Origin of the sequence: Butyricimonas sp. Marseille-P3923, assembly GCF_900184685.1 — a bacterium.
Taxonomy (GTDB): Bacteria; Bacteroidota; Bacteroidia; order Bacteroidales; family Marinifilaceae; genus Butyricimonas; species Butyricimonas muris.
The window spans coordinates 410,014-425,289 of record NZ_FXXL01000004.1 but is presented as its reverse complement, the minus strand read 5'-3'; the positions used below and the strand labels follow the sequence as shown (position 1 = coordinate 425,289).

Below are 15,276 nucleotides of genomic sequence, written 5' to 3'. Positions count from 1 at the left end.
TAAATTACTACTTGAACATCTTGTTAAACTTGAATATCATCATCTGGTAAAAATCCCGGGTTTCCTGGTTTCCCGTGTTTGCTTTACTCTTCATCAAGTCGTTTATCCGTTTCAACATCATAAAACAGCTATGGTCGATTCCGAAACCCATCGGACGGATATAAGGTTCTCCGAATCCCATGTATTCTTCCGCACGGGCAGTTCCGCGAGAAGCAACCATATCCCGGTTGGAATAAATACCGGCAAAATGCTCCGGCATATCCCCGTAGTCCGCACGGCTATTCGCCTTAATGAAATCCGGTATAGTTATCGGGCTCACGAATCCCATTGTCGAAGCACTCACGTCCCCCCCGCCAAGCCCTTTACGAGCCAGATCTGCCGCTTGATACAGAGCTCCGATGAACTGTGTCTGCAAACTAATATCCGTTTTCGTCAATGATTTTCCCTGAAGGGTAGGTTGCATGATCATATTATAAATATCACTCAAGTATTCCACCCTGGAATAAGCCTGTTGCCCGTTATTATTCTCGCTGATAATGAGAGTTCGCAACATACCCATCAATCCCTCGAAAATAGATTTCTCCAACACACCCGATATATTCCCGGTCAAAGGATATCCCCTTTGCAGCTTGGAAGAATTGATCCAGGATAAATCACGCATCTGGTTTACCATGAAACGCACGGACTCTTTTTGCCTTTCCCTCGGAACCGGTTCGTAAGCCACCGGACGGGCATCCCCGTCATATCTCTCGTACATATACACGCCCCCGATATTAGCCATCACGTGTCCCAAATAACGATAATACTGGTATATGATCTCATTATAAATCCGTTGACGGAAATTATAGTCCTTATCTTCCCCGGCTACCCATTCGTCCAGATGTTTCATGACATATTTCAGATTTTTCACACCATACCCGGCAGCCTTCACCGGATCGTCCCCCAGATCCTCCTCCATGCTGGAAGGGTCTATCCGCAACATGAATTGCTGCTTCCCGTAACGATACACCGGATCCCCGGATTTCTCGGAAATCCACCGATCCAACACGGGCACTTCTTCTTTTGCCGTCTTAACGTCGAAAATAGGGGTGTACAGCCATTTGATCGCGTAGTAATCATATAGTCCCAATTCCGGGGGTGTCATTTTCACGCCTCTTTCCTTATCCCCGGGCTGAGCCACATAGTTGTTACGGGCATAGTCCATGATAGAATACGTCGTCCCGTATTTTTGAGTGAAAGACGGGGAACGCAACGAATCTACCGGGATTGCCGCGGAAGCCGACATATTGTGCATCATGGATAAAGTATGCCCCACTTCATGCGCGATCACGTAACGCATACAATCACCCAATATCTCTTCCGGCATTTTCACGCCTCGCACTTCCGGGTCGGCAGGAGCCGTCTGTATCATCCGCCAACTCTGCAGGATATCCAACACGTTGTGATAGATATACACCGTAGCATGAATGATCTCTCCCGTTCTGGGATCTGCAACAGGTTGTCCCATGGCATTAGCGATCGGGATCGGGCAATAACGGACACAACTGTACTTGAAGTTGTCCGGGTCAAATTCCGGGTCATCTTTCGGGAAGTCCCTTGCCAAGATAGCATTCTTGAAGCCTATCTTTTCAAAAGCTTTCTGCCACGTTTCAATGCCGGCTTTAATATACGGCTTCCAGAATTCCGGGAATTTGTCGTCGATATAAAACACGATCGGTTGTTTCGGCTCCACCAGTTCCCCCCTACGGTAAGCAGCCTCGTCTTTAGGCTCCAATCTCCAACGAAGCGTGTACATTTCAGGTTCTGCACCCTTATCCTCGCTGAAACGAATCATTTGCTGGAAGAAAAAACCGATACGGGGATCGGCTAACCGCGGACGCATCGGGTTCTCCGGCAACAACATGATACTCCGTGTCATCAAAGCGGTAAACGGACGCTGAGTGATATACGGACGAGGATCCATCTGACCGACGCTCCCCGCCCGATAGGACAAGGAACTCCGGATACTCACGTTATCCGCAAACGCCTTTATGCCGGCAATCGTCGATTTATCCCGGTTAAACATCTTTTCTATTCTTCGTTGACCGTTACCCGCGGCAGGAGCAAAAGGCGAGAAAGGATCCATATCCTCGTTATCGCTCAAAAAGAAATTGGTCATGTTAATCACCACTGCCGTACTATCCGGGTTATAAGCCTCTATCCGGTATCTCTCCATCACGGGGGCTTTCATCGAAATCGCCAAGCGATCCGCCACATTCTCGTCATCCGTCAAAAGACGGCAATTCACGAGGCTCACCAGATTGATGGAAGAATCCACCTTCGTGAAAGAAACAAGGAGCGGCTCGTGCGTGATCTCTCCCACGTTAGCAAAACGATTATCGGAAATCTCACTAACAATAGAAGCGATCAGCATATCTTTGTCCAATAGATTCAACGGTAATTCAACATACAGGCTACCGTCGTCCATCTTGTGGAGAGTGAACAAACCTTTCGCGGTTTCTACCTTTCGCCCGTCAAATAGCTGTTCATACTTGCTTTTCTTGGACATCTCCTGTTTCATCTCCATTTCACCTTTCCCCTTTTTGTTTTTCTTCTTTCGCGTACCGGTCATCCCGTCAGCATCCCCCACGCTCCACACCAGTAAAGAAGCAATCAACACGAATAAAAAAGTCTTTTGTTTCATGATAAGTTAATTAATTGATTTATATACATCCAAACATCTTGCTTGTTATCTTTCCACTACTCTCCATCTAAAATCGCCGCGTACTTCTGCAAATCCACATCGTAAGTATCTTTCATGTACGACACCACGATATCATACTTGTCATTAATGGTCATATTCCCGTACTGCACTAACGGATCGTCCACATCGACGGGAAACTTCTCCCGTATCGTGCTTTCCGAGAAAGTCATCGCCAAACGAATCATATTCAAGAAATCCTGCACGACACGCCCGGGTACATCGGGAATATTGGCTTCATTCGGGTTTTGTGTCATGTCATATCCCTTCGCAAAAGGAAGCCACGGCATCCATGTAGGAGCCCCGTAACTTGGCGGGTATTCCACCAACTTGAAATTTTCTGTCACCTCAGGGGCAAAACCTCTTCTCTGGTACGCGTTATAGGGATCCAATTCATGCTGGCTAAACTTAGTCATCATTTCATATTGCGCACGTTGATCCGCTTCCTCCGGATAATACTGTTCTATCCACGGGTTCTCTTCCAAAAAATCCTCAAAAGGATAATACCTTGTTCCTATTTCACTCTCGTAATCCGACATATATTCAAATTCCGGAGCCACAACATATTCCCCGGAAAGGAAACGGTTTTTCAAACCGGGATAACTGAAAGCGCAAGCAACCGTGTGAATTAACTCTGCCCCGATCCCATTCGCGAGTTCCTCCGTCGTAAAACTCAAACTCCAATAGTTCCAGCCATTTTTATTCAACATCACGTGCACGTCTTCTCCCGCCGGGTTCGTGTATTTATAATTATTTACCAGATAAAGGTAATAGGGCAACCCTTTCAAATCCTCTTTTTTCGTTTTATCCAACGATTCCAGCATCCATTCCTTGACAAGCCCCAAATACAACTGAATATCTTCATCCCCGGGTGTTTCACAAGTATACACCGGACTATTCGCGGTACTTGTCGTCAAACTTCTGCTTAAATGGGTACTGTCTACATCCTTATAAATAATATACATACCCCAATCCTTGGCTATCTGTCCTATTTCCTTATCCCACGCGTTATTCCCTTGAGGGAATTCGAAAGAGAGGAAGTCCACCTCGCTCAGAGGTCCCAGATTGTTGTCATCATCCCCGCAAGACATACATCCCAACACGACAAACAATATGACCGCGTATATTTGTTTTTTCAACATAGTCGTAAGTTTTTGAAGTTATTAACTATTTCCCTCTTTTCTCGTTCTGAACCAAACTATGATTCAAGTTGAAAGCCTCCTGCGGGATCAATAATGTGAAACCCGGATCATTGTTCTCCAGTTTGTATTCTACCGGATTACCGGAATTGTCGTACCAAAGATGTTTCATTTCATCCATACCGTAACGCCGCAAATCAAACCACCGGTGAAACTCAAAACACAATTCACGCCGCCGTTCGTCACGCACGAAACGGATCAACTCGTCCGGGGCGGTAATATCAAGAGTCCGGTAAGTTCCTTGTCTATAACGGTTTTCCCGTAACCGATCCATCAAGTTACAAGCCTTCGTTAAATAAGTAACGTCATTTTGAGCTTTAAACAACATCGCTGCCGCCTCGGCAACATTCAGGTAAGCCTCCGCCACCCTTAATGCCCCACCCCACGCGGTTCCACCTTGATTAGGGAAATTCGAACCATAACTGCACGCGACTTTACCGAACGGAAGCCTGTAAACCGGGGGTGTTCCATCCATGGGAAATTCCCAATATAAATAATTGTCAAGTCGCAGATCCGTCCTGTCATATTGCTTGATCAAAGAATCGGAGGCAACAGCAATTGAATTCATAAAATAATTTTTACCATCGTAAATATCCACGCGAGAGGCAGCAAAGGCATAAGTCCCATAAGCATCCCCGAACAAAAAGATCACTTCCGGATTCTCTTTAACAAAATAGTCCCTCGACTTGCTGCCACCGGGCATACCGACATTCAAGTCCAATAAAGAAATACCGAAATCGTTGATCACCTTCTCACCATATTCCATCGCTTCCGACCAATTTTCCATGTATAAATATATTCTGGACAGCAACAAATCAACCATGGGAAGGTTAACCAACCCCTCCCGTTGCAACTGCCTCTCCCGGGATACATTGGCAAATAATTTTTCAGCCTCTGACAAATCTTCCACCATTTGGTCATACACTCTTTTCACGGTACTTCTCGCGATGCTTTCCGTGGACAAATCTGCCGTTAATTTTAAAGGAACCCCTAACGCATCCTTATCCGCACCATAAGGTTTCCCGTAGAAATTTACCAGGTAATAATAATAAAACGCCCTCATTGCCAACGCTTGCGCCCGCACGTAATCTTTATCTTCCTTACTTCCTTTCACGTCATCCATATAATCCAAAACCGCGTTACAACCGACAATTTTATCGTATATCGTTCCATACACGTTATAATTCCCTAAACGAAGCTGCATCTCATCCGACCATGAAAATGCCAACCGTACTTGCTCAAACGTGGATTCACTGCCAGCCTCGAAATTAGTCAAATCGGGACGCCTTGCCACGTCATCATCGGCAAAACTCAACACGCTCGTCAAAGCCCCGTCACCAGGTCCCATGTACACCGTCCCCAATAATAATTCCTGTAACGATTGTACCAGTTCAGGTACATACTCGCTCTGTGATTTAGGTTCCAGGAAGTCCTGACAGGATGCCAGTACCAACATGAAACACCATAAACCATATCTTATCACTTTATTCATACGACATTTCTTTTAAAATCCGATATTAACTCCAATAGAATAAGTCTTGGGTTGAATACTATTTCCCAATTCAGGATCAAAGCCATTAAATTTCTTACTCGCTATAACAAATACATTATTCATTGTCGCGTTCAACTGCAAACTTTTCAGTCCCAAACGGGCACACCATGCATCATCCACGTTCCAGCTCAAAGTCATTTGCTGGCAACGAAGAAAATTCGCACTCACGACCAAAGCATCCGAATAAGCCCACATCGTGTATAAATTCTCTCTCTGACCCAAGGGCAATTCCGCGTACTCCAATATCCTCCCCGTGAACAAACTCGGGATATTCGTGAATTCTTCATCCCCGGGATTTTTCCAACGCTTCAGCAGACCTTTATCCAAATTTTGATGAGAAAGAGGAATCGTATGGGTATCGGGATAAGGACTCGTCAAGCGCTTCTTCGCTCCCAGCAACAAAGAGAAATTAGCCCCGAAAGTTAACCCTTTCCATCTCACGCGTGTGGTCAATCCTCCCGTGAAATCAGGTTCCAACTTGCCGGAATAAACCAGAAAGTCCGTCAACTCCGAAGCATCGGCAAGAACGGGGTTGCCCTCGTTGTCTTTTTTTACACTTCCATCCTCATTCAACTGGTATAACAGATTAAACTCCGGTAACCCCGTATCGTGATTCAAACCCTTGAACGAGTACGACCAAAAAGCAGATAACGGGTATCCTTTCTTCACCACTTTCTGTCCTCCTCCCTTGGCTCCGCCTCCAAATAAATAATCACCCAACGCGAAATTAGCCAAGGATTGCACGCGTGCTTTATTCCAGTTTTTTGAAGAATTCAACCCGACAGTCCATCCCCAATCTTTTCCCCGGACAGGCGTGATATTCAACGAATATTCCACACCGGAATTCTCGACTCGTCCACCGTTAATCTCCGTCGATCCCAAGCCATACTCCAAGGCGATCTCTTGAGTGACAATATTATCCGACTTCTTGGTATAATATTCAAAATTCATGGATATCCATTGCACCAATTGCAGGTCTACACCGAAATTCCACGACTTCGTGCGTTCCCAACTCAAGTCCGGGTTAGGCAGGCGACTGATGGTAGATTGGTATTTCCCGTAATAATTCTTTATAGAACCTTGAGTCAGTATCAAATCCGGGCTTATCGAATTTACCGCGTTACCCTGTATCCCGTAAGAAGCCCGTAACGTAAACTGGTTCAAAAACTTTGATATACTATTCAACCAAGGTTCCCGGGCAATATTCCACGACAGACCGAAAGAATAAGTCGGATCAAAACGCTTGTTCTGGTCTTGCCCGAACCGATTGGAAGCATCGTTACGGATGCTGGCATTCAACACGTACCGGTCAAGATAAGAGTAAGCCAGTGTCGCGAAAAGCGAGAATTGAGTAGTGGTACTTGTTGTCCTCGTCCACCCGTTTCCATTATAAAGATCCTGCAAAATACCCCACCTACTCATATCGTCGCCATACCCGATAGGCACAATCTCATCCATGGGTGTCGGTTCAACAATCCGTTCTCCCCGTTCCGCCACGTAACCGAAAATCTTATTGGAACGGTCTTTGGTTGCCGTGGAACTGACTTCCGTTCCCAACAAAAGATTGATCCGATGATCTTCTTTGAACACTTTTTGAATATTCACTTTATTTTGGATATTCCACCCTAAAACATCCCGCGCGGAATTATACAACTCTCCCCCGAACGGAAGCATGGCTGCCTTGTATCTTTCCGAACCATACTCCTCCGTACCGAAGTCATATCCCCTGTATTTCTCAGCGACATAAAAAGTCTGCTCCCCGGCATACGACTCCGAGAATAACGAAGTATTATTCAATCCCCCGACAAACTCATACTTCAACCACGGAAGCACATCCCATGAAAAATTCAAGGAAGCATTCAAATTGGAGGATTTATTCTTCGAATAAGAATGTTCCATCTCGTTCAATATATTGTACCCCAAATCCGGATCCCGGCTATTCAACCTGTATCCGGCTCGTTTCCGATAAAAATAGTAACTGCCGTCTTCGTTATAAGCCGGGAGTGCCCTACTCATTCCCGTGGCAAACCCTACCGGATCAACCCCCGCAGCATAACTCCGCGTCTTGTTGATCGCCCCGGTCAAATTAACATCGACGTGTACCTTGGGATGCATCTGAACTCCGATATTTAAACGTCCGCTCAAATTCTTGGCATCATTGTCCAACTCCACTCCCGCCTGGTCATTATAGCCAAGAGAAGCCCGGTAAGTCACTTTTGCCGATCCTCCCGCGACACTCAAGTTATGATTGTGACTAAATGAATTACGTGTCAACAATTTAAACCAATTCGTATTCACACCCTCCAGACGCTGAATGGCAGCTTTCGCCTCGTCACTCGTGAGTTCTTTCTTGTAAAGTAACTGCATAATGCCTTCATAGGTATCGGAAGAAAGTAGAGGAGCTTCGCTATATAACGCACCGGCAGCGTAAGCCTCTTCACTGAATTGGATTCTTTCCTGGGAATTCATCAGATTAAACAACCCGTAATGAGGACGGGCTCGGAAACTAAACGTCGCGTTATAATTCACCGTCATCCGGTCTTGCTGTCCTCTTTTCGTGGTAATCACAATTACCCCATTCGCTGCCTTCGACCCGTAAATAGCCGTGGCTGAAGCATCTTTCAACACGGTAATCGTCTCGATATCCGCCGGATTCAACCAAGAGATCTGATTACCGAGGATAGTTTTCAAATCATTTACCATCAAATCATTCTGGTCTATCGTGATCGGGTCTGGCTGGATAATCCCGTCCACGACCCACAAAGGATCTTGATTTCCCAGAATAGTCGAAGTTCCCCGAACCCGAATTTTAGGATTCGTTCCCACCCGGGAACTCGTGTTCATTACCAGCATTCCGGCAACACGCCCCTGCAACATCTGGTCTATGGAGGTATACGCCGGCATCATAATATCCGAAGCCTTTACCGTCGTTACGGAACCCACCACGTCACTTTTGCGCATTGTCTGGTACCCCGTAACCACAACCTCTTCCATCTCGGTCACATCTTCCTCCATAACGACATTAATTTCCTTCTGCCCTTGGTATCTCACCTTTTGCGTCTTCATCCCCACGAACGAATACACCAGCACGATAGAATCCCGCTTGGGAATAACCAACAGATAACTGCCTTGTTCGTTCGTCGTCGTCCCGAACAGCGTTCCCTCCAACACGACCGTCACCCCGGGCAATGGATTTTTATTCTTGTCCGTCACTTTACCAATCACCTCGATACCCGTCACCGGATCTTGAACAGGTCTTTTCTTAATGAAGATAACCGTTTTTTCAACCACAAAAACCAAATCTGTCTTTTGCAGTACCGCCTTCAAAACCTCTTCCACTTCTACACCTTTCATTTGCACCGTGATGTTTTTATAAGGTGCAACATCCTGGGTAGAATACATAAAACGATAATCCGTCTGCGACTGAATACTCTTGAAAACATCTGCCAACGCCCCATCCTGAACATCGACGTTCACTTTTTGAGCATACAAATTGGACATTCCACTGAATAGCAACCATGCTAAAAACAACATGAAATGAACCCTGCCTCCTATTTTTTTGTCAGGAGGAAAAGAAAACTCATTTTTTTCCATAACTTTGTCGTACTTTAATTAGTAAAAATCAACCCTGCCAGGTTGTATAACAATGGGGATTGTGACCTGCAATTCCCATTATTTTTAATACTCGCTTATAATCACAGTCCTATTATTAATTTGAAATTTCACTTTCTCCAAAACCTCGAACTTATGCAGTAGTTCCTCGATATCCGCATAACGCCTCAATTCCCCGGTAAACCGAATGTCACCTAGACTAGACGAAGCATAAAATACATTGATATTATACCACTTGGATAACGTGTTCATAATCTGCACCAGTGGCATATCGACAAAAATGAAAACCCCGTTACGCCATGCAGTGTACTCGAACGTATTCACTTCGCGCACAACCACCTCCTCATCTTTTACCAAAGATTGTTCTCCCGGTTCCAGAACCACTCGTTCCCTTTCATAAATAACTTCAACACATCCCTTTTCCAGCGTGGTCAACGAGGGTGTTCCGTCCTCATAAGCCTGTACCGCAAAAGAGGTACCCAGCACCCGTACCCGTTGTTTTCCGGACTTCACGACAAACGGTTTCTGTTCATCATGCGTCACCTCGAAGTAGGCTTCTCCCTTTAAAGAAACCACTCTCTCCCCTTCCGCAAAACTTGTCGGGTATTCGAATTCACTGTCCGAATTTAACCAAACCTTCGTGCCATCCGACAACTTCACGAAAAACTCGCCCCCTCTCGGGATTGACAATTTATGTAGTTCTGATTTCACTCCTCCATCCTGTGCCAAATACCGCAAAGTATCGTGATCTGCCACCATGTTGGAACCCAACCGCCCATGCACTTCCAGTTTTTCCAACCGAATCATCCGTCCGCTTTCCGTTGTTAAGACTGCTTGGGCATACCCCGGCTCTATCGGAAGATGCTTTACCGGAATTTTCTCTATCTCCCTATTATGCAAAATCAAAATTGCTGCCAATATAAAAGGTATTAACGCCGCGGCATAGGATACCCTTCTTAAAACAAGTTTTCTCCGATCTCGTTTTATCTTTCGATCAATTACTGTAAAATACTTCAAGTAATCAAATTCCCCGCTTTCTTGAATATATTTCTTGAAACGGTCACTCGACATCACCCGCTTGAAAAGTCGCTCGTTTTCCTCGCACTCGTTTCTCCAAGCCATTAATTCAGCCTCCCCCTCTTCTGTACACGTCCCGCTGAAATAAGCAGTTATTAACTTTGAAATCCGATATAGCATCTTATTATTTTCCATATTTTCCCACTTTATATATTATTAAGACACCGCCAACAAAAAAAGTGGGTATTCGAATTTCAATATTATTTTATGAAATATTCAAGAAAATGTCTACGATCCCGTTATATCAAGATTCCAAACACATCATACAACAAGGTATAACGGTCACGCAATATCTTTTTCGCTTTCTTGCGTTGAGTCTTGACCGTCTCCACGGATAAATGCAAAGCGGCGGCAATCTCTTCGGAAGTCGCACCCTGCAAAGCCTGCTCGAAAATATTTTTACACTGGGGAGGCAATTCATCCAATAGCGTTTTTAACTGGCGATATACCTCACTCTCCATGATATCGTCAAGAAAAGTGCGTTCATCATCCACCTCGTCATAATAATGGGCTTCCCGGTCTTTCCGCCTTTTCTCGCTCCGCAGATAATTTAAACATCCGTTTCTCACGGAAGTATACAAATAAGATTTCAAAGAAGAAACATTCACGAAACGATGCCGTTCATCGTACAATCGACAGAAAACATCCTGCACGATATCCTCCGCCTCTTCTTTTTCCACGGAATAATTTCGGGCAAAAACACAAAGTGCCGCGAAAAAATTCTCGTACAACAACAAGAAAGCTTTCCGATCTCCTCGGGCTAATGCCTTTATATGTGCATCTGTCAATTCCATTTTAAACCTTTACAAGAAACGATCACCATTCCCGCACCAAAAGTAATAAAAAAATTAATACCAAAGCCTTCTCAAAAAGAGAAGTGGCAAAAAGGTTCATTATTCTGCCACTTCCATACATTTACAAAAATATCTCTAATCCCTATTTATCTATATCCAGTACCACCTCGTAAGTCGAATTCGGTTTGAAATCCGGATTATAAATAATCAGGAAATTCTCGTCCACGACAGCCTTCCAGTCCTGTCCGGCAGCCAGACGAGGATTGTTCAAACGCGCGGGAAAGAAATAGTTGAAGGGTAAATCCAACACGTGCTCCTGTTTGAACTTATCCCCTTTCATGCGTTCCAGACTGAAATTCTCGTTCGTCTTGATCGTGATGATACATTTCTTTCCTTTCACCTTGGAAGTTACCGTGAAATCCGTTTCTCCCGGAACTTCCTGCAAACGTACCTCCCACTTCGGATCACCGTAATATGCCAACACGTCGCGGTCATGCCAGAAGCCGATCTGGTCTTGTGTCGGTTTCTGATCATTCATCGCCTTGGCTATCTTTTGCGCGGCAATCTGAAATTCATTTCCGTCAAAGTTATAGTTTTCCTTAATTAAAGAAGGATACCACTCGTTTTGCTGGTACAGGAAATCCTGTTGGTTCATGTATATTGCCTCAGCCAAAGTATAGCGTCCCGGGTTGGTAACCCAATATTTCAGACCACCCCAACCGTTACGACCGTGCCAAGTAGTTACCACGTAGCCGATCATAGTAGCGGCATTACCGCTATTCATCCAAGCGATAGCCATACTCTCCTTCGTGTTGTTCACGTTTCCGATCAAACAGTTACCCACGGCAAAATACACTTTACGCTTCCCGCTCTCCTTTAAATCCCAAGTTGTACGGGTATAATGATCGCTGGCGTAAAGCTTTCCGTTCTTCGCCAGAATATTGCCTAAAGAGAAAGGCATCTCCAAATTCCTTTCGGTGGCATGAGCCGCAGTCACAACCAAATCCGGGTTGTAATCGCCATACAAGTCCGTGAATTTCTTCAGGACAGTCTTCGGGTCTATCTGGGCGGTCTGCACTTTCCCGTCTCTACCTTTCTTCTCGCCCCAAAGCCCGCGGCTATGATCGTCAACCCAAGCGTAATTATCAAACCATTTCGCGCTATTCAACTCCATGATCGTGGCAACGGCATCTTTCACTAACAAAGGTTCCGTGCTGTTGTTCACCATTTTCATTGCCGCATCTGCGTCATAGCCCGTGATAACACCCCACAAGAAATCGGCAAAAATATCATTGTCGACTTCCCGGCTCACGTGGTGCATATCTATCACGTAATCACGTCCCAAGTTCTCCGGTTTCTCCACTATAGCCACGTAACGGGGACGCACCCGTTGAAGATCGGCCAGATTCTCACGGGGAGCTTTCTCGTAAAAGAAGACCTCCGCTTTATGCTTATTTTTCAAAGCATCCACTACCTGCATCCAAGCTGCATCATTCTGCACGTCTTTGGATGCCAACACAACATACTCGTTTCGGGTATTACCGCCGCCCTTTTTCTTCTGGGCAAATGACGGCATCACCGAAATCATCAAACACAACAAAATTGATAATCGGTAAATTTGTTTCATCTCGCAATTAATAATATATAAAACACAAAATAATTAATTTCCAAATATAAACATCTATCCCCCTCCTTGCTCCGCGGGATAGGTTAAATTTACGTTAAAATCGATACACGATTCCTATTTTACTCTCTCCCATGTAATCTTAGACGTGCGCTTTCCGTCGGGTGCCACAGCCCGTACTCCCAACCAAAGTCCTTTGCCACCGGGCAAAACAGGCACGCCACACACGTACGCCGCCCACGAAGTAGTCGTCGCCACCAACCGAACCTTCCCACGAGGCGATTCCCTCACGTACACCTCATAATACCATGTGTCCACCGCCTCGTTCATCACGGGCATATCCTTCTCGCGATTCACGAGGGGAATTACATCCCATACCAGTTTAAAATCCAGAGAATCATTGTATTCCCGAATAACCTTTGTTGCCAAAATATCCGGACGTACAGGATTATACTTGACCCGCGGGTCGATTAAAGACAACTCTCCGATAAAAACCTCGTAGTCTTCCGACGTATTCTCTACCACCAGACCAATACAAGCGATTCTTTCCCCTGCCTGTATCCCGTAATCTCCTAACTTACATCTTATCGTCTGCCATTGCCCCGGCTTCACTTCTTGACTTACTGGAATTTCAATAAACTCTGCCTCCGTCCCTACCCTCGAAAGAATCACCTTCAAGCTGCTATCGTCACTTCCCTTCACTTTACAAGTAAAAGCCAATTCTACATGCCCGTCAACCGGTATATCCGTCTTGAACAAACGAACCTTGGAATACCCCGTCGCCCCGTGCAATTTCAAGCACGAGCCCCCGAACCAAGCATCCTCGAACACGAAATCACATCGCACGGCATCCTCCGGGACACGTTCGTCCCGTCCCGTTACCCACCAACGCCAAGAAGGCATCCAATCCTGCATCCCGATGTTGTACCAAGCCAATGTATTGACCGTCTTCCCTTCCTTGTTAAAGAAAAGCCCGTTCCCCAAGTTAAAACGAGTCACGAAAGGGAGTTCCCGTATCGCGCTTCGTGCCGGAAAGAAAGTCGATATCCCGTGAAAACGTTGCATATCCTTCTCGTTCACCGTCGTAATCGTGTTGGTCACGGCAGGCGCATTCACCGGATTTCTTGTCCCGCCCGTGAAAAAGTACTCCAGTTTACGCAAATAAGTCTGTTGCACGGTAAACGAATCTTCCCCGTACTCGCGGGAAGCGTTATGAATATTATTCCGCTCATGTTCTCCCCACAGGCAGACGGACACGGGTTTGTCTTTCAACACTTCCCATCCCTTTCCTTCACGAGGTTCAAAATCATAACTGGAAAGCCCCCGTCCTCTCAGGTAGAACCCGGCGTACACGTCATACGAACTTCTCCCGTAGGCAACGGCATTGCGGGCTGATTCACCCATTGGGTCCTTGTTACCTCCCCAATTATCAATATTATAATTCAGCATAAACATATTCGACACCACACGATTCCCTTTCTGGAACCAATCCCGGTTACGGTTCTGCAAAGCGTTTTGCCCGAAACTCAAACGTCCGTTATTATCGTTGCTATCATACCAATCAATATGAAAACCCTTCAATCCCTGCACTCTCGCCTGCACATGCAATTCCGCGAAGAAATCCTGTACCTCCGAAGCGATATCGGCACTCCACACTCCTTCCGGGTTGATACCGATGCCGTCAATCCCGTAATACTTCAAAAACAGAATCAACCTCTCCGCGTATTTGAAACGCCCGTATTCATCTTTCTCCGTCAATTTAACGAAAAGATCGTACACCCGGTCACCCGGCTTCCGAACCGATTCTCCCCAGTTGATAAACAACACGCATCCCGTACGCACCCCGTTTTTATGTGCCGCATCATTGAATACCCCCGGAACCCGGAACCAACCGTCCCCCCAATTCCCGTGTATATCCACGTACTGCCACATACTGAAATTATCCGCCTCGAACTGGTTGCGGGGAAACGATTTCCATTGTTTCTTACCGTCCCCCATGGGTGTCCACCAGCACAACTGCCGTTCCATACTCAATTCTGGATGCACCTGCGTCTTCACGTTCTCGAAACGCTCCTTCAGTTTCACACGTGAAATGAAAAAATTATCATCCTCACTAACAGGCATTCCCGGTTTCCACACTTCCAGAAACTCCACGAAGTTCATCCCGTTCGACGGGTTCCACCGGATATCCTCCGGACGCTGACCATAAGTACTCACGAATAGCCAGATAAACAAAATACTGCAAACTACTTTCCTCATACAAATAATAATACACGTTACACAAGATTTCAAAAGTAGCGAAATAATTTAATGATTGAATAAAATTTGCAACCAAATCAAAACGTCTATTAGTTTTGAGTTCCCGTTAAAATATTATTACTCCCCAATTCAGTTATTTCAAGGTTATCAATCATGTATATCACAGGAATTATCTATAATGTAAATATTATTCAATTTTAATTTAAATCCTATTTTTTAACCTTTAAAATAGGGGTTGAATAGGAGTTGAATGGGAGTTGAATAGGAGATGCTACCAATAAACTATAATTAATATACATCATTAATTACAATTATTTAACTTACCTCTACTGAAAGTCATGAGAAAAAAGGTTCAAACAGTGCAAAAAAAAGAGACCGCATTAAAAATCATTCATGCGGCCCCTTAAAAATATATCTAC

The 15,276-nt window shown here is 45.2% G+C and carries 8 protein-coding genes; all 8 read right to left on the bottom strand.

Annotation, left to right across the window (positions count from 1 at the left end; translation table 11 throughout):
• Positions 1 to 7: 7 nt before the first annotated feature.
• The 8 genes from CS948_RS03505 to CS948_RS03470 all read right to left on the bottom strand — a co-directional run bounded on the left by CS948_RS03505 (position 8) and on the right by CS948_RS03470 (position 14,857).
• Complete coding sequence (locus CS948_RS03505; protein ID WP_099290362.1) at positions 8 to 2,683, bottom strand: zinc-dependent metalloprotease; 2,676 nt, start codon at positions 2,681 to 2,683, stop codon at positions 8 to 10.
• 56 nt (positions 2,684 to 2,739) lie between these two features.
• Entirely contained in the window at positions 2,740 to 3,882 is a 1,143-nt protein-coding gene (locus CS948_RS03500; protein WP_099290361.1) for a hypothetical protein, read from the bottom strand.
• A 25-nt stretch (positions 3,883 to 3,907) separates the two neighbouring features.
• Positions 3,908 to 5,431 carry a RagB/SusD family nutrient uptake outer membrane protein gene (locus CS948_RS03495; RefSeq protein WP_099290360.1) on the bottom strand — a complete coding sequence of 508 codons (1,524 nt, stop codon included), beginning with the start codon at positions 5,429 to 5,431 and terminating at the stop codon, positions 3,908 to 3,910.
• A gap of 12 nt (positions 5,432 to 5,443) precedes the next feature.
• A complete protein-coding gene (locus tag CS948_RS03490; RefSeq protein ID WP_099290359.1) occupies positions 5,444 to 9,085 on the bottom strand; it encodes a SusC/RagA family TonB-linked outer membrane protein in 3,642 nt (1,213 codons plus the stop codon).
• Positions 9,086 to 9,169: 84 nt separating this feature from the next.
• Complete coding sequence (locus CS948_RS03485) at positions 9,170 to 10,315, bottom strand: FecR family protein (RefSeq protein WP_099290358.1); 1,146 nt, start codon at positions 10,313 to 10,315, stop codon at positions 9,170 to 9,172.
• A 104-nt stretch (positions 10,316 to 10,419) separates the two neighbouring features.
• Positions 10,420 to 10,974, bottom strand: coding sequence for an RNA polymerase sigma-70 factor (locus tag CS948_RS03480; RefSeq protein ID WP_099290357.1), 555 nt, complete (start codon positions 10,972 to 10,974; stop codon positions 10,420 to 10,422).
• A gap of 142 nt (positions 10,975 to 11,116) precedes the next feature.
• A complete protein-coding gene (locus CS948_RS03475; protein WP_255301838.1) occupies positions 11,117 to 12,601 on the bottom strand; it encodes a hypothetical protein in 1,485 nt (494 codons plus the stop codon).
• A 114-nt stretch (positions 12,602 to 12,715) separates the two neighbouring features.
• The gene (locus tag CS948_RS03470) at positions 12,716 to 14,857 is read right to left on the bottom strand and encodes a hypothetical protein (protein WP_099290355.1); all 2,142 of its coding nucleotides are present in this window, start codon (positions 14,855 to 14,857) and stop codon (positions 12,716 to 12,718) included.
• Positions 14,858 to 15,276 lie beyond the last annotated feature (419 nt).